The sequence below is a fragment of the Dictyobacter alpinus genome (genome assembly GCF_003967575.1).
Classification (GTDB): Bacteria; Chloroflexota; Ktedonobacteria; order Ktedonobacterales; family Ktedonobacteraceae; genus Dictyobacter; species Dictyobacter alpinus.
Genome location: NZ_BIFT01000001.1, coordinates 707,631 through 733,651, shown reverse-complemented (window position 1 = coordinate 733,651; position 26,021 = coordinate 707,631). Strand labels below are relative to the sequence as shown.

Annotated in this window: 21 protein-coding genes and 1 pseudogene; 6 read left to right on the top strand and 16 right to left on the bottom strand. The window is 50.2% G+C overall.

Annotated features, from left to right (window positions below; translation table 11 throughout):
* Positions 1-185: 185 nt before the first annotated feature.
* From EL633_RS02850 to EL633_RS38070, 5 genes are all read right to left on the bottom strand, one after another.
* The gene (locus EL633_RS02850) at positions 186-548 is read right to left on the bottom strand and encodes a response regulator (RefSeq protein ID WP_126625747.1); all 363 of its coding nucleotides are present in this window, start codon (positions 546-548) and stop codon (positions 186-188) included.
* Positions 541-3,855, bottom strand: coding sequence for a chemotaxis protein CheB (locus EL633_RS02845; protein ID WP_126625746.1), 3,315 nt, complete (start codon positions 3,853-3,855; stop codon positions 541-543). Before EL633_RS02845 ends, EL633_RS02850 begins: the two co-directional genes overlap by 8 nt.
* Positions 3,845-4,165, bottom strand: coding sequence for a hypothetical protein (locus tag EL633_RS02840; protein WP_126625745.1), 321 nt, complete (start codon positions 4,163-4,165; stop codon positions 3,845-3,847). The genes EL633_RS02845 and EL633_RS02840 overlap by 11 nt, the downstream gene beginning before the upstream one ends.
* A gap of 286 nt (positions 4,166-4,451) precedes the next feature.
* On the bottom strand, positions 4,452-5,720 hold the full coding sequence (gene tal / locus EL633_RS02835) for a transaldolase (RefSeq protein WP_126625744.1): 1,269 nt from the start codon (positions 5,718-5,720) through the stop codon (positions 4,452-4,454).
* A gap of 298 nt (positions 5,721-6,018) precedes the next feature.
* Positions 6,019-6,291 (bottom strand): RNA polymerase sigma factor, encoded by a 273-nt coding sequence (locus tag EL633_RS38070; RefSeq protein WP_161981888.1) that lies wholly within the window; start codon positions 6,289-6,291, stop codon positions 6,019-6,021.
* 698 nt (positions 6,292-6,989) lie between these two features.
* Here EL633_RS38070 and EL633_RS02825 point away from each other — a divergent pair.
* Complete coding sequence (locus EL633_RS02825) at positions 6,990-7,991, top strand: diacylglycerol/lipid kinase family protein (protein WP_126625743.1); 1,002 nt, start codon at positions 6,990-6,992, stop codon at positions 7,989-7,991.
* A gap of 305 nt (positions 7,992-8,296) precedes the next feature.
* Here the strand turns inward: EL633_RS02825 and EL633_RS02820 are convergent, their stop codons facing one another.
* The gene (locus EL633_RS02820; RefSeq protein ID WP_161981887.1) at positions 8,297-11,665 is read right to left on the bottom strand and encodes a chemotaxis protein CheB; all 3,369 of its coding nucleotides are present in this window, start codon (positions 11,663-11,665) and stop codon (positions 8,297-8,299) included.
* A 359-nt stretch (positions 11,666-12,024) separates the two neighbouring features.
* Between EL633_RS02820 and EL633_RS02815 the strand changes: the two are divergent.
* Positions 12,025-13,194 (top strand): annotated as a pseudogene (locus EL633_RS02815) (IS3 family transposase).
* A gap of 236 nt (positions 13,195-13,430) precedes the next feature.
* On the opposite strand, the gene EL633_RS02810 reads toward EL633_RS02815, so the two are convergent.
* Together EL633_RS02810 and EL633_RS02805 are read right to left on the bottom strand one after the other, a co-directional pair.
* Positions 13,431-14,267: an arsinothricin resistance N-acetyltransferase ArsN1 family A gene (locus EL633_RS02810; protein ID WP_126625741.1), complete on the bottom strand. Its 837-nt coding sequence runs from the start codon at positions 14,265-14,267 to the stop codon at positions 13,431-13,433.
* Entirely contained in the window at positions 14,252-14,926 is a 675-nt protein-coding gene (locus tag EL633_RS02805) for a MarR family winged helix-turn-helix transcriptional regulator (RefSeq protein ID WP_126625740.1), read from the bottom strand. Before EL633_RS02805 ends, EL633_RS02810 begins: the two co-directional genes overlap by 16 nt.
* 124 nt (positions 14,927-15,050) lie before the next feature.
* On the opposite strand from EL633_RS02805, the gene EL633_RS02800 reads away from it, so the two are divergent.
* From EL633_RS02800 to EL633_RS02785, 4 genes are all read left to right on the top strand, one after another.
* A complete protein-coding gene (locus EL633_RS02800; RefSeq protein WP_126625739.1) occupies positions 15,051-15,368 on the top strand; it encodes an ArsR/SmtB family transcription factor in 318 nt (105 codons plus the stop codon).
* 65 nt (positions 15,369-15,433) lie between these two features.
* Complete coding sequence (arsD, locus tag EL633_RS02795; protein WP_161981886.1) at positions 15,434-15,835, top strand: arsenite efflux transporter metallochaperone ArsD; 402 nt, start codon at positions 15,434-15,436, stop codon at positions 15,833-15,835.
* A 73-nt stretch (positions 15,836-15,908) separates the two neighbouring features.
* Complete coding sequence (gene arsA / locus EL633_RS02790; protein WP_126629318.1) at positions 15,909-17,687, top strand: arsenical pump-driving ATPase; 1,779 nt, start codon at positions 15,909-15,911, stop codon at positions 17,685-17,687.
* Positions 17,688-17,906: 219 nt separating this feature from the next.
* Positions 17,907-18,143, top strand: a complete 237-nt coding sequence (locus EL633_RS02785) for a transposase (protein ID WP_281275839.1) — start codon at positions 17,907-17,909, stop codon at positions 18,141-18,143.
* Positions 18,144-18,282: 139 nt separating this feature from the next.
* Here the strand turns inward: EL633_RS02785 and EL633_RS02780 are convergent, their stop codons facing one another.
* From EL633_RS02780 to EL633_RS02745, 8 genes are all read right to left on the bottom strand, one after another.
* Complete coding sequence (locus tag EL633_RS02780; RefSeq protein WP_126625737.1) at positions 18,283-18,786, bottom strand: GNAT family N-acetyltransferase; 504 nt, start codon at positions 18,784-18,786, stop codon at positions 18,283-18,285.
* Positions 18,787-18,926: 140 nt separating this feature from the next.
* Positions 18,927-19,106, bottom strand: coding sequence for a sigma factor (locus EL633_RS02775; RefSeq protein ID WP_126625736.1), 180 nt, complete (start codon positions 19,104-19,106; stop codon positions 18,927-18,929).
* A 494-nt stretch (positions 19,107-19,600) separates the two neighbouring features.
* Complete coding sequence (locus EL633_RS02770) at positions 19,601-20,968, bottom strand: FAD-dependent oxidoreductase (RefSeq protein ID WP_126625735.1); 1,368 nt, start codon at positions 20,966-20,968, stop codon at positions 19,601-19,603.
* A 75-nt stretch (positions 20,969-21,043) separates the two neighbouring features.
* Positions 21,044-21,835, bottom strand: coding sequence for a metalloregulator ArsR/SmtB family transcription factor (locus EL633_RS02765; RefSeq protein ID WP_126625734.1), 792 nt, complete (start codon positions 21,833-21,835; stop codon positions 21,044-21,046).
* A 167-nt stretch (positions 21,836-22,002) separates the two neighbouring features.
* Positions 22,003-22,776: an arsenate reductase/protein-tyrosine-phosphatase family protein gene (locus tag EL633_RS02760; protein WP_126625733.1), complete on the bottom strand. Its 774-nt coding sequence runs from the start codon at positions 22,774-22,776 to the stop codon at positions 22,003-22,005.
* 382 nt (positions 22,777-23,158) lie between these two features.
* Complete coding sequence (locus EL633_RS37245) at positions 23,159-23,392, bottom strand: FAD-dependent oxidoreductase (RefSeq protein WP_218027406.1); 234 nt, start codon at positions 23,390-23,392, stop codon at positions 23,159-23,161.
* Between the two features lie 233 nt (positions 23,393-23,625).
* Positions 23,626-24,315, bottom strand: coding sequence for an MIP family channel protein (locus EL633_RS02750; protein ID WP_126625731.1), 690 nt, complete (start codon positions 24,313-24,315; stop codon positions 23,626-23,628).
* The gene (locus tag EL633_RS02745) at positions 24,315-24,746 is read right to left on the bottom strand and encodes an arsenate reductase ArsC (RefSeq protein ID WP_126625730.1); all 432 of its coding nucleotides are present in this window, start codon (positions 24,744-24,746) and stop codon (positions 24,315-24,317) included. Before EL633_RS02745 ends, EL633_RS02750 begins: the two co-directional genes overlap by 1 nt.
* Positions 24,747-26,021 lie beyond the last annotated feature (1,275 nt).

The following is a 26,021-nucleotide window of genomic DNA, read 5'->3' as shown; positions in this document are numbered from 1 at the left end:
TCAAACGCTACCAGCGCATGATCAATTAGTCAAAAGCTATAGAGAGAAGCATCTGAGAATATCAGCTGGATCGTGCAAGGGAGTTTGCTGATGAGCTGTTTCTACACTGGCTTGAGGTGAAGATAGAACTTGCTACAGACACAAAAATGAGGAGGAGGAGGCATGGCTCTTTCTTGCTCCAGGTGTTATTTGTTTCCGAGATAGTGGGCGACGAGTGCCAGCAACTCCTCCATCTCAAACGGTTTCGCGAGAAACGTATCGGCACCAGCATCCCTGGCTATCTCTTGTATTTCTTTATGGGCTGAGAGGAGGATGATCGGAATGTGGTGAGTGGCAGGATTTCCTTTGAGCTGCTGACAAAGTATCTGCCCATCTGTACCAGAGAGTCGGATATCCAGAAACAGTAAATCAGGGAATGGTTCTTTCATCTCTGGCACGAAGTGTCCATCCATCTGAATCTCTACTGCATATCCCCTCTCCTCCAGCATCAGTTGCAGCATGTCCCCGATATCTGGATCGTCCTCTGCGAGGAGTATTTTTTTACGCATGCGGCTCTTCTCCTTCCAGCCGTCTTTGGTTGATCTCTGGTTGTGGCACGAGCGGGATGGTAAAGAAGAAGGTGGATCCGACGCCAACACGACTTTCTACCCACATTTGTCCTCCGTGGCGTTTGACAATTTGTGCCGAAATAAAGAGGCCCAGGCCCAGACCTGGAAAGGTCGCATTCTCGGGATCACTCACCCGAAAGAAGCGGTCAAAAACCTGTTTCTGTTTCTCTGAGGCAATGCCAATGCCAAAATCCTGGACGCTGAGTGTCACACTCTGTGTCCCTGGTGCGAGCCTCACCACAACGGTCTTGGCCTGGGGCGAATATTTTAGCGCATTGGTGAGCAGATTCGTAAGCACCTGGCCGAGGTGTTCACGATCTCCAGTCATGAGTGGCAGGAACGATCCTTCGATACGAATCTGGTGCTGTTCTGTCGTCTGTCCCACCTCTTCGACGATGTCGCGCACAAGGGCATTGAGATCAAACGGTTCAACGTGCCAGGAGAATTGACCAGCTTCTATTTTTGTCACATCAAGTAACTCATTGATCAGCCGAATGAGTTTGCCCAGTTGCGCATTCATCTTTGCGAGTAGCGCCGCTGAGGGCTCATCGCCCGCTTTGGTGAAACGGGCTTGCAACATTTGTGTATATCCTTTCAGGCTAGTGATCGGCGTCTTGAGTTCGTGACTGGCAATCGCCATAAATTCCGTGCGCTGCGAGAGCATCTGTTCCCGTTCTCTTTCTATGCGCTTACGCTCGCTGATGTCCTCCATCGCGAGCAAGATCATCGGGACGTGATCGATGCGATGGGCATTCAGCAGTAACACCTTGTGGCCAATCTTGGGGAAGATGTGCTCTACTTCGTAATTAGCGAAAGCATGATTAGTGGGCAGCAGCTTCTCCAACAGGGTTCGTAAGGCGGGAATGTTCCATTGCCCTCCCCCAAGCTCAAAGATCTGATGCCCTTGCGTCTCCGCGGGATCGACCTGGAAATGCTGGTAAAAGGCCGGATTCGCGCGTTGTATATACAGATCCGCGTCGAGGATGAGCAATGGCTCTCGAATCGTCTCCACAACCGCATCCGCGAAGTTCCGCGCATCCTGCACCTGGGTGTTGCGCTGTTGCAGTTCTGTGTTGACGACGAGCAATTCTTCGTTGCTGGCTTGGATCTCTTCTTTGGATGTTTCTAGTTCCTCGTTGAGGCTTTGTAACTCCTCGTTACTGGAGAGACTTTCTTCATTGGCCGAATGCAGTTCCTCGTTGGCAGCTTCGAACTCCTCAATAATGGAGCGCATCTGCTGTCGGGCGGATTCCAATTCCCGCTCCACATCCTGAATGGATCGACCGTTGATTCTTTGCTCCATTGCTCTCTCTTGTTGCTGGCCTGTTCCCACTGGTTGAGGGAGTGCGGTGGCCTCTGAAAAGAGGATCACAAAGTACTCTTCCGTTGCCGATGCCTTCAAAGGTATGACTTCTATGGTGATGTCGCGAATCATGTTCTGATCGCTCAACTGGATACCCTCTTTTTTAACGCGCTGTCCACTCTTTCTGACGAAGGAAAGAGCGGCTCGCAGTTCCAGATCCAAGCCAGCGCCCACCATTTTGAAGAGATTGAGACTCGCGCGGCCAGGAGCTGGTTTCAGATAAAGATGCGTGTCTCCACGAAAGTGGAGGATCTCCATCGCCGCATCAATCACGACACTCGCTGGAGCAAAACTGGCGAGGAGATGGTCCGTCTCGCGTTGCAGATCAAAGACCTGCTTCCTCTCTTCATACGTCATACTGTGTCCTTCTCTATTTGATGTTCCTCTGATCGATCCGCGAAGGCCCCAGATCGTCGGGGGCCGCGCACTGCTGGCCTTTTTTTCAAAGATCTGCCGTTTGTGCTCCCCGAGCGGGGCAAAGAGATCCGACGCCATTCCCATGGTCTCCGATGGCCCAAGCAGAAGAATACCGTGGGGAGAAAGAGCATAGTGGAAGGTCCGTATGATCTTTCTCTGAGCACCTTGCCCGAGATAAATAAGCACATTCTGGCACGAGAGTAGATCAAGCTGCGAAAATGGTGGGTCGGTGAGCAGATTGTGCTGGGCAAAGATGCAGAGATCACGAACGGTCTTCTGAATCTGATAGCCCTGCTTGACAGGAAGAAAGAAATGGTCCAGACGTGCTGGGGAAAGCGCACCAATGACCTCTGAAGGGTAAATGCCTGTCCTGGCAATCGAGATCGCCTTCGGATTGAGATCGGTGCCAAAGATCTGGATGGGAGGAACGGGAAACGAACGCTCGGCCAGAAATTCCAGCAGGCACATCGCCAGAGAGTAGACTTCCTCACCCGTCGAACAGCCTGGTCCCCACACCCGAATGGGGGATCCTGCGTCCTTTGTTGCCAGCAGATGTGGAAAGATCTCACGTCCAAGTGCCTCAAAGGTTGCGGGATCACGAAAAAAACTGGTGACGCCGATAAGTAGATCCTGGTACAGGGCGTCAACCTCGGTCTGATGCTCACGCAAAGAGGTTAGATAGGAGGCAAGGGTGTCGATGTGCAAGAGTGTCATACGCTGCTCAATGCGCCGCTTGATCGTTGTGGGCTTATACGCAGTGAAATCCGTGTTCGTACTTCGGTGCAAGACTCGCAGAATCTGCTGAAACTCTGGCTCTGGTAAGAGAGCCTCCTGCGCAGGAGGCGCCACTTCCTCCTGTTCTTCCCTTTCAGGTGAGTGGTGGAGATATGGATGGTGGCTGATCCTGGTGAGTTCCCTGGCAATCTCCTCAGGCGACCCGATGAAATCGACGCCCCCGGCAGCAATGGCACTCTGTGGCATCCCATCAAACTGCGCCGAGAGGGGATCCTGAGCGAAGGTTATGCCCCCCACGGCCTTGATGGCCTGAAGTCCAAGTGTCCCATCAGTAGCCGTGCCCGACAAAATCACTCCCATTGCCCCAGTTGTTCGACCCTGGGCGAGTGAACGCAAAAACGTATCAATAGAGAGATGCTGCCCACCAACCTTGGTGCGAGGGAGCAAGGTAAGCAGGTTCTGGGAGAGCATCATATCCGTATTGGGGGCAATGACGTAGACATGGTTGGCTTCCAGAAGCATGCCATCTTGGGCCTCGCGAACGTTCATGTGAGTGACCTGTGCCAGTAGCTCAGGCAGCAAGCTTTCATGGTGAGGATCAAGATGCTGCACCAACACATAGGCCATTCCTGTATCGTCTGGAAGGAAGAGGAGCACCTCTCTGAACGCCTCCAATCCGCCAGCAGAAGCACCAATTCCCACAATCGGGAACGGGCTCTGCTCAGATGCCATTTGAGGTATCCTTTCCCCTACCGAAGCCCAGCGTTTTTCCCTCTTCCCTCTCAGTCAGGAGCACCCGAGGGGATGGTAGATGGGCAAGCAGTATGGGCTTCGCTTTGATGTGCTTCACGAGCTCCATTGTTTCCCGAGAAATGTACAAGCGGCGCATGCCAATAGGAAAGCAGATCGCTTCAATGCTCAGGTTGGTGAGATATTTCTTCAGGGTTCTACGGGTAATTCCTACCTTGCGCTGTATGGTGAGGAGGGTCACATACGTTGATGGTTCCTGGTTGGTCATCTGTGTGATGGTTTCCTGCTGCATGGTCTCCTCTTCTCTTCCTGTGTTCCCAAGAACCAAATAGTTCTTCGAGAAGTATACGTGTGATACAAGCACACTGTCAATGATCAGGGACGAAACGAATGACAAAGAAATGGAATTATCTCGAATTTGGAGGGTCAGAGAAGAGAAATCTGCTATACTTCATATGGGAGGATTCAATGGGTAAATCTCAACCACATTACACGGAAGAATGTAAGTAACAAGTTGTACAGCTCTTCAAAACCAATGGAAAATCCAAAACACAAAAGGATTCTCGCGAGTTCTCTCTTTACGATTTTGCCAGATTTTCCGCAGCGGTCATGGATGAGGAGATATTCGCGCCTGCCACCTCTCCGGAATGTCCATCGCTCTGGGCCGCTTTCTCGGCTGATTGGTCACCTTTGTTCGCTTGTTGTTGAGCCAATGCTCGCCGCTTGTCATCGAGCTTCTGGAGCAAATCCTCAAACGCGGTTTTGAAGGTGGCGACGCCTTCTTTTTCCAACTGATCGGTCACTTCCGTCATTGCAATGCCGACACGATCCAGGTCTAGCATAACCTGTTGGGCCGCAGCAACTCCCTGCTCCACTGTTGCGGCTACTCGCCCATGATCCTGAAAAGCCACAATCGTCGTCGGTGGCATCGTATTGACGGTCTGAGATCCAATGAGCTCCTCAACATACACAACGTCACGATAGGCTGGATTTTTTGTGCCCGTGCTCGCCCAGAGTGGACGCTGTACCTGTGCTCCCTGCGCTTGCAACAGCTTGAAACGTTCGGATTTTGGTCCTGCCACAAAGTAGGAGCGATAGAGTTGATAGGCTAATTTAGCATTGGCGATGGCCGCTTTGCCTTTTAAGAGGCGCATCTGTTGTTGCTGCTTGACATCCACCGTTGCAGCTATTTTTTCCTCAAGGAGATGATCTACCAGTGTATCAACACGACTGATAAAGAAGCTTGCAACTGATGCTACTTGATGGAGCGGCTTTGTCCCACTGGCCGCGAGTTTTTCAAGTCCACTAAGATATGCCAGGATAACCTGCTCATAGGCGGCAAGAGAAAAGATCAGGGTTACATTGACATTGATCCCTTCAGCGATGCACGCTTCAAGAGCCGGAATACCCTGGGCGATTCCAGGAATTTTGATGCATAGATTCGGTTGGTGAAGGTGCGCCCATAATTGTTTCGCTTCATCAATGGTTTTTTGTGTCTCATAGGCCAGCAATGGCGAAACCTCTAAACTGACATAGCCATCAATACCATGGGTGCGATCGTAGACAGGACGGAAGATGGCGAGTACATTTTGAATATCCTGATTCGCCATAATCTGATAGATGCTTAGTGCATCCAGTTGCTGTGCGGCCAGGTCACGAAACTGCTCATCATAGGCACTGCCCGTCGTCATTGCTTTTTGAAATAGCGAGGGATTAGAGGTAACGCCGACAATGGCATCCTGTTCGATTAACCGCTGAAATGTGCCTTGCTGGATTTGATCACGAGCAATCGTATCATACCATGGGCTTTGCCCGAGTGCAGACACTTCTGCTAATCTATTTTTCATTATACTCTCCTGTTGAGATGGCGTAATGTTGATGGAGAACACAGTCGCTCAGTTTTCCCCAAATTATTTCTGCTTCAACTATCTGCTGCCTTTCCATCGCACTATAAAGCAGACAAGAAAAGCGGGGTCTTGCTGGTAGCTAAGAAAGATGACAACGGTGCGACCCGTTCCTCAGCACATTCTGGTTGAAGGTTTCCTAAAGAGAGGAGAGAAAGGTAGATGGCTGAACTGGTGCCCCCTACGGTTGTCCCATCGTCGAGAAAGCTCTTTTCGACTACGTGTTTTTCCTCAAAAGCGCTCAGTTCTTCGTAGAACCTGTAGTAGGGTTTAGACGAACATCAAGTAATTTTTGGCAACAGCTATAGGTGATACGATACAACCACCGGGAAAAAAGCACATTACGCTGCAAGCCAGGGACTTCCTGCCATGCACACACAAACGCTTGCTGGGTCGCTTCATTCGCATCTTCATCGTTGTGTAAGAGATACCAACTCAGTGAAAAAACACGCTGCTGATAGCGTTGGACAAGGAAGGTAAAAGCGTGGAGGTCTCCGTGTTGGCTTGCGGTCACCAGAGCTTTGTCAGATTGTGCTTGTGTGATAAAAGGATCATCAGGATATGCGAACGTTTCTTTTTGATCATGCTTTGGACACAGTCCTTTTTAAAAAATGAGTAAGGAAGAAACGGTAACACACGATCCTTTTCCTTAAGTTCTTTTCTCCTCGCAAAAGGAGAAGCTTGAATGCTGAGCAATGTTCTCCGCATTATACGATGACACGTTCCATTGCACGAAGAAGTTTCATCCTTGCGGATAAACTTTTCTGCAAGGATGAAAAAAGGCATGAAAACGTTTTGGTGAGAGAGAAAGAAAAACCGGGAAGCCAGTGTCTCAACATCAGCAGATGAGACGAAACATGATCCAAAAACGTGCTAGTGGAAAGAGCGTATACATTCATTTCACGCCTTTTGTTTGCCAGGAGTTTTTTGTGAAATGAGTGAAGTGTTTTGTTTCTTTGCCTGGCCTCACCAGGGACTCGTTGTTTGATTTGTATCCATCCACGTCAGAAAGAGCCTCTCAAACACACTTCCTTTTTCAATGGCGTGTTTGAAGCACCAAGGGGAAGTCGTGCCCTGTTGTTGAAGGAAAGGTTTTAGTGCTTTAACGATGAGTCAGACCACTCTTATCACTCGAAATAAGAAAAAAACATCTGTACTGTATAAAAAAGAAGAAGTAGTGTTTTAGATATATCTGACGAAGGAAATAGGCGCATGGACATACAAAAGACAATGCCTCAGACACGTGCAAAGAAACCTGATGCATCGACTATCCCACGGACTGCAGTCATCATCACCAATCCAACTTCTGGAAGCTACGCACGCTTCGCTCATGACTTGGAAGAAGTCGTCACATTTCTACAACAGGCTCTATGGCAGGTCGAGCTGAAGTTGACGCAATCACCCGGCGACGGATCTCGTCTGGCACAGGAGGCGGTTGAGCAGAAAGCGGATATCGTAATCGCCGCTGGTGGGGATGGTACCATTAATGAGATTATTCAAGAACTGGCGGGGAGTGAGACGGCGCTGGGTGTCCTTCCTATGGGAACGGTCAATGTCTGGGCACGTGAAATGGAGATTCCCCTGGAAAGCGCGGGCGCACGAGATGTTTTGCTTCACGGAATTACCCGACAGATTGATCTCGGTCGTATCAATGATCGCTACTTTTTACTGATGGTGGGTGTTGGCTTTGACGGAGAAGTGAGTCATTCGGTTGAAAAAACACACATGAAACGCTTTGGCGTCCTTGGCTATCTCTTTACTATGCTGCAGATGAGTCGTCAATTTCGAGGCTTTCGCGTTTCCCTTACTCTAGATGAACAAGCAATGAGTACACGTGCGCTCCAAATTGTGGTTGGCAATACGCAACTCTATGGAGGTGCTGTTACCTTCACCTCAAAGGCCAAATGTGATGATGGTCTTTTGGATGTCTGCATTATCCATCCAGGAAGCCGCTGGAGATTCTTGTTACTGTTGAGAGATCTTTTCCTGCGCCAGAAAGGCAAAAAAGAATTAGTCACCTATAAAACAGGGAAGTCGTTAGAAATTCGTTCCCGTACACCTATTGCCTTACAGATTGATGGAGATGCGGCAGGACAGACCCCGGCCACTATCCAAGTGGTCCCCGGTGCACTTAAGGTGATTGTCCCTCTCGTAGAACCGGAGGGTATCTTCAGTCGAAAAGCGGAGCTGAAACAGGAGAAGAACGTGCTGTAGTTTGCTATATTGATGAAAGACAACGCTGCCTTTGAGGTTTCTCAAATGGTTGACAAGCCGGCTTTCTGGTTTGTGCTGGCAGATCAATAGCATCAGCTATGTCCTTCGAGGATTTCTCTAGCAATGGAAAAGAGACAGGTGCGCTTACCCCGTTTTTGTAAAGATCTCAACCCCGCTGCGTGATCGGTTTTGCACCAGTCGCACCGTTTCTTGTTTGAATTCTTTGGTGGAGGCTTTTTGGACTTTGCCCATTGTTGGTCTCTTTCTCAAGCTTGCCTTAGTCTACCTTAGCTTTGAGGCTTCTTTCAATGAGGAGCGCCATCCCGTGGAAAACGTGCGAAAAAAGTGGAGCCCTCTCCTTCTTGGCTCTCAACCCAGACTTGCCCTCCATGCTGTTTCACAATCTCGGAGGAAATATAGAGCCCCAACCCCAGGCCTGGAATGGCTGTCTGGCTGGAATCATTAACTCGGTAGAAGCGTTCAAATAGGGATGCCTGTTTCTCGACCGGGATTCCTTTTCCTTTATCGCGCACACTGAGTACGATTGCCTCAGCCTCCTCGGCCAATCGTACCAGTATAGGCGTTTCCGCTGGCGTGTATTTGATGGCATTGGATAGAAAGTTGGTCAGCACCTGGCTAATCCGGTCCGGGTCTCCTTTGAAGGATGCTTGGATCCGCCCTTCCATCTGAATAGGATGGGTCTCTGCTGTGTGTTGGACCTGCTCGATGAGCGTAGAGACAAGTGCATTCATATCAAAGATGGTGGGTTGAAGGAGAAGAGTGCCAGCCTGCAATTGGGTGGTATCCAAAAGAAGATAGACAAGATGGGTTAGTCTGTTCGCTTGCTCTTCCATCGTCGCCAGCATATGAGCTGCTTTCTCATCGCCATCTCGTGTATAGGTTCTGCGCAACAGCTGCGCATACATTTTCAGGCTGGTGACTGGTGTCTTGAGCTCATGACTGGCAATGGCCAGAAAGGCATCTTTGTGCCTTTCCAACTCCTGGCGTTGCGTCACATCTTCAAAGGCGAGTAAGATGTGAGGTTCTCGGTTTGCTGTCCCGGGCATACGTCGAGCATTCAGCAGGAGGATTTTGTGACCGATGAAAGAAAAGACGTGGTCTATTTCCACATCCTGGAACATCTGTTGTTCTGGGAGGATGTGCTCTAAGAGGTGGCGCAACTCGGGGATGTCCCACTGATGATGGTCTAGTTCAAAGAACGGGTGCTGCTCGATATCGGCAGGGGCGAGCTGAAAAAACTGAGAGAAAGCTGGATTAGCACTGGAAATACAGAAGTTGGCATCCAGGACCAGCAGTGGCTCTCGGATGGTGTTGACAATGTTTTCAGCATACATACGGGCCTCCTGTAACTGCTCATTGCCCTGGTGCAGATGTTCATTGAACTGTTGTAGTTGCTCATTGGTGGCCTGAATTTCTTTGCGAGAGGTTTCCAGTTCCTCATTGAGGCTCCGTAACTCTTCATTAGTGGCCTGGATCTCTTCTTTGGAGGTTTCCAGTTCCTCATTGAGGCTCCGTAACTCTTCATTACTGGACAGGACCTCTTCGTTTGCTGATTGCAACTCCTCCTGACTGGCTTCCATCTCTTCAATGATCGCGTGCATCTGCTGCCGGGTAACCATTAACTCGTGTTCTAGCTGTCGGATTCGCCGATCTTTGGCCCCGTTTCGTGCCTTACTTGTTGTCGCCTCTTTGTCCAACGGAGGTTTCTCTGCTGCAGAAAGACTTGATGTGGGCTCATGAAACAAGATCATAAAGAAGCGTGGGGTCGACAACGCGGGAAGAGGGATCACTTCCAGCGTGATTTCACGCTGGACAGCTTGATCCTGGAAGTGAACGTTGGCCTGGGTGACAGGTTGTCCACTGTGTCGAGCCGTCGTAATAACGGTTCGTAATGCGAACTCCAGGCTTTGCCGAGCCATTTTAAAGAGATTGAGACTGGCTTTTCCAGCGGTTGGCTCGAGATACTGGCTGGTACGCCCCCGAAAGTGAAGTATCTCCATCTGCGTGTCAATGACTACACAGGCGGGAGCATAGCGTTCGAGCAGCAGGCGATCCATCTCTTTCTGGATATCGAACGCATAGGGCCGTTCTTCTTCGCGCATGAGGTGTCCTTCCATTAATAGGTCACCCTGTTTATTCTGGACTGCTTTTTGCCTGTTCCAAAGAAACGGGAAACGCGTACTGGTATTTTTCTGACGATAGAGATGGCGAGAATCGCCCACAGGTGCAAATAGATTGGTGGCTGCTCCAATAGTTTCTGAGGAACCCAGTAAGAGGAAGCCATTGAGTTTGAGCGCATAATGAAACGTCTGTATGAGTTTCTGCTGGGCCTCAGGCTTGAGGTAGATCAACACATTTTGGCACGTCAACAGATCGACATGGGAGAAAGGTGGATCCGCGAGCAGATTCTGTTGGGCAAAGATACAGTGTTCCCGCAGGGATGGGTGAATCTGATAGTTTCCATTGACTTGCTGGAAAAAGCGCTGGATTTGCTCAGTGGAGAGCGCACTGAGCGCTGGCATTGTATAGATGCCTTTGCGTGCTTGTACAATGGCCTTCTCATTGAGATCCGTCCCAAAGATGTGGAAGGGAAGAGAGAGATTCCGCTCGGTCAGGTACTCCTGCACACTGATCGCGAGCGAATAGACTTCTTCTCCCGTCGAACAGCCTGCGACCCAGATCCTGAGCTGCTCAGAAGCTGTCCGGGTAGCAAGCAGGTGTGGTAGCACCTCGTGGATGAGGGCCTGATATGCCTCTGGATGCCGAAAGAACGCGGTGACACCGATGAGCATATCATCAGAGAGGGCCGTAATTTCGGCTGGATGATCACGCAGATACTGCAGATAGGCGCTATCGCTCTCAATCTGTTGCAAGACCATCCGACGATCAATGCGACGCAGAAGCGTCGTGGATTTATAGGCGGTAAAATCTACCGTGGTTCTCTGGCGCACCAGACGCAGGATCTTCAAGAAGGCTTGCTCTCGCGAGGGTCCAGTCTCTGTCGGGAACGTGACTTCTTCTGTGATGGGTTGGTGAAAAGATGGATGATGACTGATCCTGATGAGTTCTTGCGCAATCTGTTCTGGTGACCCAATAAAATCGATGCAGCCTGAAGCAATGGCGCTCAGTGGCATTGTAGGTGCTTGTGCCGAGTCGGCCGCTTGTGCCAGCGTCACCCCTCCACGCTCTTTCAAGACCTGAATGCCACGCGTTCCATCGGAGGCGTTTCCTGAAAGAATCACCCCAATCGGATGATGTCGTGCGTTTTCCGCCAGAGAAGAAAAGAAAGTATCAATGGAGAGGTGCTGGTTTATTGTTGTTGTGCGAGGTGTCAATATGAGGGTACTTTCCCTCAGGGTCAGATCGGTATTGGGCGCAATCACATAGATCTGGTTTGCCTGCACGACCATCCCATCTCTCGCTTCCTGAACGCGCATCGGGGTTGTGGGAGTCAGCAAATGTGCTAAGAGACTCGTATGCGTTGGATCCAGGTGTTGGACCAGGACATATGCCATGTTGGTCGTAGATGGGAGGAGTTTGAGCACCTGGGTAAATGCCTCCAGGCCACCAACCGAGGCTCCGATGCCAACAATAGGAAAGGAGAGAGGCCTGGAAGCTTCCTGAGCAGAAGTGCCTTCTGCGATTGTGTCCATTGATTTACTCGTTTCATTGGCCATGATGCATGAAAATAACAAGAAAGATGTGAGTGGTTAATATTCATCCGGGATAGTAATCCTTGGTTTCTTCATGTAAAGCATGTTGGCCTTATCTGTGACACTCATCCAACTCTATTATCACGAATAGTGTAACGCTGGTTGTTGCGATCTCCATACAGTGAAGACGCGGGAAATAATGGCACTTGCGATCATGGTGTCACACTTCATCCGTTCTGTCAATACGCTGGAAATGAAATACCTGAAGCAAGAAACCGACCGCTCATTGCCCCTGGAATTCCCCCGAATTTGGAGGGTCAGAGAAGAGAAATCTGCTCTACTTCAAATAGGAGGGTTCAATGGGTAAATCTCAACCACATTACACGAAAGAATTTAAGCAACAGGCTGTACAACTCTTCAAAACCAGTGGAAAAACCAAAACACAAATAGCGAGATATTTAGGTATTTATGACAGTGCTTTAAATAAATGGTGTAAAGAATTTGATGAACAAGGGAAAGAAGCATTTCCTGGCAAGGGATATCAAACATCAATAGAAGAAGAAATGAAAAGGCTCAAGCGTGAAAATGATATATTACGACAAGAAAGGGATATTCTAAAAAAAGCCATGAGCATCTTCGCGCAACCCCAGCCGTAAAATTCCAATTCATTCATGAGCATCGTCAGCTTTTCCCCATTCTTCGGATGTGCCAGGTGCTTGAGGTCTCCGAAAATGGCTACTACCATTGGCGCAAAAGAGGAAAGAGCCAAAGAAAACAGAATGACGAACAGCTTCTGGAGCGGATTGAAGATGCGTATCATCAAAATAGGGGTCATTATGGAAGTCCTCGCATTCATGCGGAGTTAAAAGATCAGGGCATTCATTGTGGAAAGAAACGTGTTGCACGTTTGATGCGCGAACAGCAGCTCAGCGCCAGAAAAAAGAAGCGAAAACCACGCACAACCAATAGCGATCATGATTTACCGGTGGCTCCCAATCTCTTAGAGCGAAATTTTGCTGCTGATGCACCAGATAAAAATGGATGTCGGATTTTACCTATCTGGAGACACGAGAAGGGTGGCTCTATCTTGCAGGAGTAATCGATGCGTATTCACGCAAAATTGTGGGCTGGTCCATGAGTGAGAAGCATGATACTGAACTGGTTCATGCTGCTCTGCATATGGCCTTGCTTCAGCGTCAGCCAGGGGCGGAGCTGATCCATCACTCAGACCGGGGCAGCGAATATGCCAGCAGCCGCTATCACAGGCTGCTGCATGAGCATCATATCCAGAAGAGTATGAGTAAAAAGGTGATTGTTGGGACAATGCGATGATTGAGAGCTTTTGGGCAACCTTAAAGAAAGAGTGCGCTCAAGGTGTCATCTTTCCGAGTAGAAATGAGGCAAAAAAGGCGGTTTTTGAATATATAGAAATATATTACAATCGAAAACGACGTCATTCATCTTTAGGATATCTCAGTCCAGCTCATTACGAAAAACGCATAATCGAATCAGATAACGATTTTTCTTGACAGAGGTAGACCTTTTATCGTAAAATAGAAATACGTAGTACGTTACGTATTACGTATAGCGATGATGTTTTCATCATTTTCTCGGCATTTTTCCTCACCCGACATTTCTGTTCGGGTTCCCTCCAAAAACGGGGCAACTCCAGATGAGGAGAATGAATGAGAGAATTTCCCCCCCATTGGCAAGATTCTTCGTGAGGCAATGCGGCGGAGTCATAGTGGGTTGCGCTTCTAGATTCTTATATGGGTTGAGTTTGAGTAGATGGTGTGAACCAGATGCCCACAGCGGCAACGAGACAACTGGCGACACAGAGCAAAAAGGCCAGGTCGTAGTGCTGAGATAGATCATAGATCCACCCCGCCATGAGTGGGCCAGCCGCTGCACAGCAGGCAATTGGGATGCCTTGTAGGGCGGTAATACTTCCATACGCACGGCGTCCAAATTTCTCGGCCATGACGGTTGCGCGTAAGGGAGAAACAGCACCATAGGCGGCACCATAGGAGATGACGTAGAGGATGAGCCAATCTGGCGAAGGTGCAAAGATGAGCACCAGCAGACCTATAGCCTGGACCATGTAACAGTAGGCTAACAATTTTTTTGACGATATTTTTCCACTAATGACGACATTGCGCCAGACGCCGTCGAGTTGGCCGTGGCGTTCATAGATGCCGACTTCACGAAATCCCAGTGAGCGAACCAGGTGCCGACTGGCTTTATTTTCCACAAAAATTCGTGACAGGACTTTCCAGAATCCCGCCTGTTCGGCTTCGCACAAGAGTGCTTGCAGGGCCAGACGACCTGCGCCTCGGCCACGCCAATCCCGCTCGACATAGATCGAAAACTCCGCGATTCCCTGGTAACACTCGCGATTGCGATAGGAGGAGGTTGAGGCAAAGGCAATGATCTCCTCCTGTTCCTGGACGACCACAATTGGATGCCGGCCATCAAACCACTGCTGGATGACCTCGGGTGTTCTTGGCTGGGTTTCAAAGGTTCCCACGCGGTCTTCGATGCCCTGGTTATAAATCCTGGCAATAGCGGGAGCGTCCGTAGGCGTGGCTAATCGCACGTGCATGCTACCTCTCCTTCTTCTGGTCCCTCTTGTGTTGGAGCCTCGCTGCTGAGTGTGAGGAGTGCTTGCTGAAGCAGTTCGAGCGACGAGCGCACCATCTCATGCTGTGAGGTTGGAATATGTTCAAATGTTTGTTCGGCCAGGCCATTGAGTGTGTTGTTGAGGTCTGCGAGGCGCTTCTCTCCTGCTGCGGATAGTGAAAGTTGAACGGTTCTTCGATCGTGGGTACTCGCGATCTTTTCCACGAGACCATCCTGCACCAGATGCTCGACGGCGCGGCTGGTCCAACTTTTGTCAAAGCCGATGCGACGACTGAGTTCTGCGAGTGTGACCGGACCACTCCGACCCAATTCTGTGAGGACGGTGCATTGTGTCGTGGTGGTGCCCCCACAATAGGCCACGCAATTCCGTTGTAACTGCACATGCAAACGTGCAATTTCACGCAACAACGCTCCTGTTGAGAGCGAGGAGGATGTCATTGTTTCTGCTTCCCTTCTCTTATCCTTGTGTTCGTTGCTAATAGCAACATTAGGAAGGAGTATACTGTCCTCACGTTTCGTTGTCAATAGCAACGTTGCTATTGACAACGAAAAGGGGAAACTACGATGCAAGCTGTTGGTGGGTTCGGTATTGCTTTGCTCTCGTTGGGTCTGTTGCGTCATCTGGCTTTCTCTGTGTTTCTGTCTATCGGCGCTCAGAGAAAAGAAGAGATGTGAGCAACCCTTGACAGACGTGTACCAGGCTGCTACGATATTTATCGTTAGTTAACGATGAAAGGAATGTGTTATGGGAGATGAGGTGATACAGGTCGAGCGTTTATCTGCTGGAGCCGCCATACCACGTGAAATTGCTCTGTTCTGCAAAGCGCTTGGGCATCCGGTTCGGGTGCAAATTGTGCAGTTTCTGAGCACGATGAATGAGGCCTGCGTGTGCGGTGATATCGTCAACACATTGCCATTAGCACAATCAACGGTCAGCCAGCATTTGAAAATACTCAAAGATGCCGGGTTAATTCTCGGAGAAATTGATGGACCTCGCACCTGCTACTACCTGAATCGAGAGAAAGTGAGCCGGTTCCAGGGTCTCATTGCTCAATTAGTATAATGCGCTTTTGTGTGTTCTTATTATCGTCCATCGACGATAAACGATGTACTAAAGGAGAGACAGAGATGATTAACTTATCCCGCACTCGCATGAAAACGATCCGTGTGTATGACCCGGCTATGTGTTGCTCAACGGGTGTGTGCGGACCAAGTGTCGAACCACATCTGTTGCAGTTTTCCCAGGATCTCCAATGGGTTGAGTCACAGGGAGTTCGTGTGCAGCGCTATAATTTAGCGCAACAGCCTGATGCGTTTTTGCAAAACAAAAAAGTTGCGGGACTCCTCCAGGCGTTTGATGACAAATCTCTTCCTATCATTTTCCTGAATGACGATATTTTACTGTATGGGCGCTATCCTTCGCGTGATGAATTAGCCATAGCCTTGCATGGCGAGGCAGAACAGGTGCCGCCAGCCTCAGAGCAAACAGCAAACACACGTTGTTGTGGCCCTGATTCCACGTGCTGCTAAGTCATCATGTATGTCATTGTGAGAAGGGGTGTTGAGTATGTTTGTAGCGAAGACGATTGATCAATTTCCGATTATGGATTGGCTGGATTGGCAGACCCGGTTCCTGTTTTTTACGGGCAAGGGGGGAGTTGGCAAGACGACGATTGCCAGCACCATCGCGTTACGCCTGGCTGAAGCGGGACGATGCGTATTGCTTGTCAGTACTGATCCCGCTTCCAATCTGGACGATGTTTTTGAGATGACGGCAGCACCGACTGCCACAGCGGTGCCTGATGTTGCGGGACTCTTCATCATGAACCTGGATCCAGAGGCGGCCGCGGCAGCGTATCGAGAACGCGTGGTGGGTCCCTATCGCCAGCTGCTTCCACCGGCAGCGGTAAAAAGTATGGAGGAACAGCTGTCCGGGGCCTGTACGGTTGAGATTGCAGCCTTTAATGAGTTTACCCGCTTGCTGGCTGACCAGCAGAGCATCAGCGCGTTTGATCACGTGCTTTTTGATACGGCTCCGACAGGCCATACCCTCCGGCTCTTGAGCTTGCCGCGTGCCTGGAGCGGCTATATTGAGACCAGTGGACACGGGGCGAGTTGCCTGGGTCCGCTGGCGGGCCTGGAGGCGCAACAAGCACACTATCTGGCGACCGTACAGGCATTGGCCGATGCTGCTCAAACGACGGTGGTCCTGGTCAGCCGCCTCGAAGAGAGCACCTTACGGGAAGCGGCACGGGCAAGTCGTGAGCTCCGCAACCTGGGCATCGGCCATCAACAGCTCGTGCTCAATGGCGTTTTCTCGCAGGCGGCCAACCAGGATGAAATTGCGCAGGCATTTCTGGCCAGACAATACGAGGCACTCCAGACGCTACCTCAGGATCTCCAGATGATGCCGACGGTTGTGGTTCCTCTGGTGGCCAGTAACCTGACCGGAACGGCAGCCTTACGCGCTCTGGCAGCAGGGACCTCGAAGGGAGCCCAGAACGCCATCAGCGAACCGTGTGCTGTTGTTTCGTCTCCTCGCGATATTCCTGCTCTTGATGATCTGGTTCAGCAACTTGCCAGCCAGGGACATGGTGTGGTCATGACGATGGGCAAGGGTGGGGTGGGGAAAACGACCATTGCAGCCGCAATCGCAGTCGCGTTGGCGCGCGCCGGTCATCGCGTGCATCTTTCCACGACCGATCCTGCGGCACATCTGGCCCACACGCTGAAAGAGGATGTTGTTGAGCGGTTGAGTATCCATCGTATCGATCCCGCTGCTGAAGTCGAGCGATACACCCAGGAAGTGCTTGCGGAGGCTGGAGATGTGGATGCTGAAGGGCGTGCCCTGCTTGAAGAGGATTTACGCTCTCCCTGTACGGAGGAGATTGCTGTATTCCGTGCCTTCGCGCGAACGGTGCAGGAGGCGGAAGAGGGCTTTGTGGTCCTGGATACCGCCCCAACCGGGCATACCCTGCTATTACTCGATGCGGCGGAAAGCTATCACCGTGAGGTCGCACGAGCCACCGGGCAGGTTCCCGAAGCGGTACGTGTCTTGCTGCCACGCCTGCGCGATCCTCACTATACCAGGGTTGTGTTAGTCACGCTGGCAGAGTCAACCCCGGTCCAAGAAGCTGCTCGCTTGCAGGCCGACTTACGGCGTGCTGGTATCGAACCGTTTGGATGGATCATCAATGCCAGTGTCGCAGCGAGTGGAACGTCGCATCCCTTGCTCTTGCAGCGCGCACAATTAGAGCAAGTGCATAGGCAGCAGGTGCTGCACGAGCTGGCAACCCAGAGCTGGTTGATTCCCTGGTATGCACACGCGCCAACCGGCGAAACGGCTCTTTTGGCCATGGCCACCGCCACGGCTCATCCATAGTCGCCGTTTGGTTCCTGCACAGAGATCTTCTGTCACTATGAAAGATCCTCTGGAAGAAAAGAGGATCTTTCATCTTGTCCTTCCATTCCTTTTCTCATCCAAATCATATCCAGCCCTGCCTTGAGCGCGTGAGGTATGGAAAGGTCTGTCTGCATCATTCGTTTCCTTCTATCCAATTCGTCCAGTGTCAGAATCACTTTATTGCGCCGATAGGCGTCAATGATAGCATTTTTCTTGAACGATCCCTCGCATCGGGTTGTGTTGTATTACACACCCAAGCATGCCTCTTGGATGAATCAAGTCGAAATCTGGCTCAGTATTCTGGTGCGCAAGCTGCTCAAACGCGGTAACTTCACCTCGCTCGATGACTTGCGTGACCAGATCCTGGCCTTCATCAATTACTACAATCGCACTATGGCGAAACCTATGAAGTGGACGTACATGGGCATCGTTTGATCGTTGAGATATCTCTGCACACGGCACTATGAGTCCCAATGTATGCTACTGACGAGCCGGGAATGAACAACAATCCCAATGCTGCGATGGAAAAGAGCATGATGGTTGACCAGGTGAGCAGAATGGCCCTCTCTTCCTGTTAGTGGAACTGCATGAGCATCACAAATGATTCGCTTCCTACCCGGTTGCGAGCAGTATCCACAATTTCAAAGCCCATCCGCTCGTAGAGGTATCGGGCGGGATTGCTTGTCCGAACGCTTAACATTACCGCTGGATAGACCTTGCTGGCCGCTTCCAGAAGGTATGTGAGCAATTGCGTGCCTATTCCTTGTCCCAGCAGGTCTGGCAAAACAGCTATCGCTAGTTCTGGGATGTCATCAGGAATCAAGGGAGACATTTTCTTTTCTTCAACGAGCAGGCGAATCCAGGCAGCTCCTAGCGGGCGTTGATCGTGTGGGTGCAGTGCAATGACTCCCATGTCGGTCTCGTGTCCCCATCCCTGGACATATTTTTGTAACCCAGGATTGGTCTTCGCCGCATCAGAGGAGATCTTGCCATCTTCTTGCATATGAGCGGCATAATAAAGCATTTGCCAGAGAAATGGCTCGTCGTCTTGTCTCAATGGTCGAATGAGGATAGGCACGTCTTTTCTCCATCGCATGGTATTCTTGTGTTTTATTCTACCTCATCGCGCTCTTCACGGACAAGCACCTCTACTCTGAGATCGTGTAAAATGTGCGACACAATATACTAGTTTAGCTTTATCGTGGAGAGATCTCCGCCTCAGTGTACTAGTTTCTTGACATCCTTGAGCGACTCGATCTGTTGGTGAATTTTGAGAAACACCTCCTGTAAGATATCTTCAGCGCTCATGGAATCCGCCACGCGCTTCTCAATGAAGCGCAACAGCGGATGATGAAAGGCTTCCCAGATGTGTTCCGTGGTTAGATGTTCGGGCAACATACCTGAGACCCCCATTGACGTGTGTCGGTAGCCAGATCTTGCTCATGTGTCCTGGGTATATGAAGATGGAGTGCAGCATGCAAAAAGTTCTTGAAGGGATGTCGTGTTTGAACACTTCGAAGTTGGCTTGTGTGCGCGCGATGAGCCTGCGTTGCCTGCCGGAGATGTTCTTGTATATGCTGCTGTTGTATAGAAAGCAGAAGTTCAGGGTGCATCATTGATGTCGTTCCTCTCTCTTTGTTGTAATGTCCTTTGTCTAGAGAGACGGATCATATCTGGAAAGGACGCATGATATGTTTGCATGTCTCTCTGTCTTTTCTTGTGAGTGGCTGTGCTCACGCACCTTCAAGAGGATGCCACATAGAGACGGTACGGGAATAAATATCAACGCTGCAATCAATCATCACAATGCGAATAAATAGATTGAGCATTGCGAGAAAGGGAGGCGATGATGAGGAGACACAATGCTCAATCCTCTGACGAGTGCTGGTTGTTTATACCTTCACTTCCAGGGTTTGCACTTCTTTTACCCATGCTTGAGCACTCATTTGAACGGGATCCCAGGGGCTACTCAGTGGTGGCGTATAGGAGAGATCCAGCTCGCTGAGATCTTCAACGCTCATCTGATGAAATAAAGCTGTGGCAAAGATATCGATGCGTTTGGCAATTTCTGAGTGCCAATGACCGATCATCTGGGCGCCAAGCAGCCGCCCAGTGTTTCTATCTCCGGTAATGCGAATGCGTAGCTTGTGGGCACCGGGATAATACACTTTATGATCCCAGTGTATGGCATCATGAGTAAAAGGAGCGAAACCGGCAGCTAGCGCCTCATCTTCCCGCAGTCCTGTGCGAGCAATGGCCAGATCAAACACCTTGAGGACCTGTGTTCCCAATGAGCCATGGAAGGCCTTTGGATGCCCCGCGCTGTTTTCTCCGGCAATGCGTCCCTGTTTGTGGGCGGTCGTTCCTAAGGGAAGATAGGTTGAGGCTTGCAAGACGTGGTGAAAGGTTTCCGTACAGTCGCCCGCAGCGTACACATGGGGGAGATTTGTTTCCATAAAGCGCGAGACACGAATAGCATCATGCTTCCCGGTCTCAACCCCAATCTGTTTTGCCAGACTACTGGCGGGTTTGACGCCGACGGCTGCTAACACGAGATCTGCGGTGTGTGAGAATCCTCCGGTTCCCTGCACGTACAAGTGGTCTTGCTGGGGACTGATGTGCTCAATCCTGGTGCCAGAAATAACCGTCACCCCATGGCGCTGTAACTCATCTGCAACCATGCTCCCAAATGCCGTATCAACGGTTTTCAGCACGGTCGGATGGTGTTCCACCAGGGTGACGTTGATGCCTCGCAAGGTCAGCGCGTCGGCCATCTCTAATCCGATGTAGCCACCACCGATGATCAGCGCCGATTGAGGTGCTTTCTCGCGAATATATGTATCTACCGCGAAGCTGTCAGCCATGGAATGCAGGAGAAACACGCCAGGCAGATCGACCCCATCAATAACTGGGCGGATCGGTGTTGCACCGGTGGCAATGACCACCCGATCATAGGGAAGATCCACGCATTGCTGTTGTTGATTGAGCACCGTCACGATATGGCGCTCAGGATCAATCGCCGTCGCAGTATGATTGATCAAGAGACGGATGCCTTGTTGGGTAATATCCTCTGCGGATCGGTGGGCAAGCGTCCTCCAATCCGTCACTTCTCCACTCAAGAAAAATGGTAAGCCACAAATACTGTAATTGGGGAATGCATCAGCAACCACCAGGGTTACTTCCATGGATGGATCTATCTCGCGCGCGCGAAGTGCAGCACTAATGCCAGCATCGCTTCCTCCGATGATCACCAGTTGCATGTGGTAAGCTGTCCTTTCATTGTTGGGTAAACCTGAGTACACATGAGAAATGGGTACTCCAGCCATGTTCTTTTTCTACGCCGTCAGTGTTTTTTGTTGATAGCGACGCTCGACGAGTGTCAAAAAGTAGCGGATCCGGGTAGTGAGTTGGGTTGCTGTTTGTTCAAAAGCCTGATAGCGTTCCTCTTCTGATCCTTCTTCCTGGACCGGATCGGGAAAGCTCCAATGAATGACCTCAGCTTCAACTGGCCAGGTTGGACATGACTCACGTACCCGATCACAGACCGTAATGACATAGTCAAAATGCAGATCGCTCAGTTCATCGATATGCTTGGAACGGAGGTGCGTATGATCAACATCCAGGGACGCTAGTACCTGAATGGTAGAAGGATGGACACCGGTGGGCTGGGTTCCTGCACTGGCGACCTCGACCCGCCCGTTGCTCATCTGCCGCAAGAGGGCTTCCGCCAGCAAGGAACGTGCGCTATTGTGGGTACAGAGGAACAGTACGCGCAGTGGTCGTTCCGGGATCGGCCACTGCTGCGGATCAGGTGGCACTTCCAGGCTCCCAATCGCTGGATGTAAGACGTTGCCTGCGCTCAGATAGAGCGCGCGCAGCGCTTCGAGATCAAGGCTGTAGTACAGCGACCGCTCATCAGCGCTGCTGCGCCGTTCTTTGACCAGATGTTGTTCTCGCAATTTCCGCAAATGATACGAGACGACATTTTGGGGTTCATGTAAGTCCTGAATGATTTCTTGCACACTCCGATCGCTCTGTGCTAAGGCCGTGACAATGTTCCAGCGGAGCTCATGTGCCAGTAATTTCAAGAATTCGGGGACGTGTGTTGTCGAAAGTGTTGCGCTCATATTCGTCTTTCTACCTTTTACTCTCAAGATCTGTGAGAAAACGTGTTGATGATATCAGGATGCCTCCTTCCGTCTCTCCTCATTGCCTGGCTCATACAAGGAACGCCTGTTGCCATGGTCGAGAGTGCAATGAGCGAAGAAGCACCGCGCCTGGTCGTCGTCGTGTTTTATACATTGAATCCTTTCTGATAGCGAAACAAGGAAAGCAGTAAGCGGATACGCATGGTGAGCTGAAGCGCGGTTTGTTCGAAGGCCCGATAGCGAACCTCCTCAGAACCTTCGACCAGAGCTGGGTCGGCGAAACTCCAGTGGATGCGCCTGGGATCTCCGGGAAATGTTGGACAGGTTTCCTTTTGTTGATCACAGAGCGTCACAATATAATCAAACTGCTGCTGGCGAAAGGCTTCGACATACTTTGGATAGTGTTGTTGCCCATCCAGGCCAATACGAGTTAACACCTTCAACGCCATGGGGTGTATCGTTTCTGCTGGGAGACTCCCAGCGCTATAGACCTCGATAGCACCATGGCTATGATAACGCAGAAGCGCCTCCGCCATTTGTGAACGTGAACTGTTTTTGGTACACAGGAAAAGAACACGCACCTTTGATGGCCCCATTGCCTCCGGCTGCTCATCCCCAATCCAATCAGCAAGCGCAGGATGCAGACTTGCTGCGGCCGATTGATAGAGTGTATGCAATCGTTCCAGATCGATACTGTAATAGCTGGACCGTTCATCAACGCTGCTGCGCCGTTCCTTCACTACGTGCTCCTGTCGAAGGAGACGTAAGTGATACGAGATGACATTTTGCGGAAGATCGAGTAACTGAACCAGATCCTGTACCCGATAATCGCTCTCGGCGAGCACCTGTAACAGATTCCAGCGTACCTCATGGGCAATCAGCTTCAGAATTGGGGGAAGCGAACGACGATGTATCTGCATTCGATCCCTCCAAAATGATTTGCATCAATATTATTTGATCTAAATGTACCATGAAAGCGAAAGAATAGCAAGGTTCTGACTCTCTCGTCACGCAAACGTGTTTCCTCGCATATTGTGATTGGACCCGTATTTCGACAACCCCTCACCAGATAAGGATAGTCACACGTCAGACGGAAAGACATTACTATTGCTCGTGGGAGTGTCACATTGGGGATTGAATGGGTGCTATAGAGACTGTGTTGGAAATGCAGTGACGGGCAAGATGTTCAGTGAACAGGATTTGCCCACCACTGCGTTGGAGATAGTGCATCCACTATGAAATATATGCATATACAGTGAGAATGACGGTATCGTGGATGCTATTATCCATTAATCCCATTGCTCAACACCGATATCCAGCCCTTGTTCTGAAAGCCAGCGCTCGGCATCCATCGGCGGCAGCGGTAATGGCCTGACGGTAGCGGTGGTCGGCGACATCTCCAGCCGCAAAAACGCCAGGGATATTTGTCATGGTATGGTGCATCTGGGTAATATAGCCGAGTTCATTCATTGTGACGATATCTTTAAATAATCCTGCTTCAAATCCTGGGTAATTTTCTACTTCTGTTGTTTGCATCAGTTGTCCGCCACTTTGGTATCCCTGTAAAACAAGAACAGAATGATTACCGCGAGCGGCATAAATAGCGGCTGTTAACCAGCAGGGCCTGAACCAATGATAATAATGTCGTACAGAGACGTGCTCATGGTGTGTTTCCTTTTCGGTAGAGGGAGAAGTATCATTCTCGAAGAGATGCCCGTCCCTGTTTGGGGCGAGCATCTCTCTCATGTTGGGTAAAGATTGCGTACAGCCTAGTTTTTTATCGACTCGGTTGGCTTGATGTCGGGTGTCGCCCGCAACCATTGATAGAGAGCAGCGCTCAGGCATGTTCCAATGATGGGGGCAACGATATAGATCCATTGATCTTGCCAGGCGCTCGCAATCAATGCTGGTCCCAGGGAGCGCGCAGGATTCATCGATGCACCACTAATCGGGCCGCCCCACATGGCATCCAGGGCAACTGCGGCACCAATTGCGAGGGCCGCGAGTTGTCCGACAGCTCTGGTATCAGTTGCTACGGAGATAATGACCATCATTAAGACCGCTGAAAGTAACACTTCCAGTCCAAACGATTGCCAGACTCCTCCTGATGGGATGGTTGCTCCAAGTGATGCAATGGGGCCAAAGAGTCCTCGAAGCACCACTGCCCCGAGAACGGCACCCAGGATCTGTGCCAAAATATAGAATGGGACCTGTCTCCAGGGAAAATGGCGCGTGAGCGCAAACGCAATAGTGACGGCGGGATTAAAATGCGCGCCCGAGAGATGACCCGTGGCTGCGATCATGACCATAATAATCAGACCGAAGGTGAGTGCGACGCCAACGTGTGTTAACGAATGCGTCAATGTATCGACCATAATGGCTCCACAACCAGCAGTGACGAGGGCAAATGTGCCCACACCTTCGGCGACAGCTTTCCGTGATAAGGATGTTTGCAGCATCACGCCACCCCTAAGGTGGTCGGGTCTTCGACCCAGGCACGAAACTGGCGCTCGATGGCATCACGAACTTGTCGGAAAGAGGCGAGACGTTCTTCCTCTGTTCCCTGAACTGCGGCAGGATCGGGGAAACTCCAATGGATGCGTGTCGCTTTTCCTGGAAAGACAGGGCATTGCTCGGCCGCGTTATCACAGACGGTGATCACGTAATCAAAAGGCTGATCAAGAAACTCGTTGAGATGCTTAGAGCGGTGATGGCTGATATCAATATGGCGCTCAGCCATAGCTTGAATAGCCAGGGGATTGACCTGCGAAGGCGCAGTGCCTGCACTCTCAACATCCATCTGCTCACCTGCTAGGTGGCGGAGCCAGCCTTCAGCCATTTGTGAACGTGCAGAATTCCCTGTACACAGGATAAGGACCCGTTGTTTCATTGCGTTGTTCCTTTACGTATCAGTGTGTTAGTAAAACAAAGTGTGTGTCATTGAACGCGTGTGTACGAAGCAACATGGAGCTGCTTCAATGCAAATTTGTTCAAAATATATTGATACAAATAACATTGATGTAATTAAGATACCAGAAAAAAAGCTTCACTGCAAGATGTAATACCCGTCTTTAACAGGTTGGTTCACACTTTGAGTTGGATCACTCTTATGCCTCTCGTCTTCCCGATTTTTTTCTACCTCTATCTGCGAGTGAGAAACGATAGATGTACTACTGTACGTATTAACCAGTTTGTCCGCTATCAACAAATCTTATTATTGAATAAAGCAGGAAGTACGAATTTATTCTTGTAGTCTTAAGGTGGACGCGCGCCCCTTTTATGACCTCGCAGATTTCTTTCCTAGCGATGTATCGCAACGAGAAGCTATTTATGGTGATATAAGTTTTGTTGTCAGTTAATGCTTCATTTGAATGTGAGGCTTATACTTTAAAATGGATTGTTTTATGTGAAGTGAGAGGCAGGATGTTTCGCTTGCACTTTCTCAAGAAGTTCGGTATAGTCTCCTGCAGATCAACAAATGCTGATAAAAGAACATCCTGTTTCCGCGTTATCGCGATGCTTTTTGCCAGAAGATGCAAAACTTTTTGCATATCTCTCATCGTATTGAGGCGAAAAAGCCTACGACTGCCTTTGCTTGCGTATTGAAAAGCTCATGCATAAGAGCGAAAAAAGATGAGAAATCTTGAAACATCTTTTGCCATAAAGGTATAAATATGCAGCGATAAGAGGTGGAAAACGTGGAATTTCTTCGAACATCTTTTGCCGTAAAGGCAAAAAATTGCTTGTGGCATCTTTTGTCAGCCCCGTTCGAGAATCTTTGAGGTATAGATAAACCGGCCTGCCAGGCCGATGGACATGATTTTGGTGGCGTGCTTGTGGGTCCCTGTCTTCCAAGCAGGTTGTCGCGAGTTCGAGTCTCGTCTCCCGCTCCAGCAGCACAAATATTCCCCTCAGGCCTGATCTGAAGCCACTTCACCAGAAGTGTGTATGATCGGTTTTTGAGGGGAATGTTTTTTTTTGTGCAAAAAAGTGGTTAACGACATCCTGCCGTGTTTTTGGGAGACATCCTGCCACTATGGGGTGAACAGCCTGTCCAAAAAAAGAATGTCGCAAGGTGTTTTTTGGGAGACAGCCTGCCCAAAAAATGTTCTGTCACAAGGAATCGCGTTGCCTCATTAGAAATCTTCCCTTTTGCCTGCCCTCA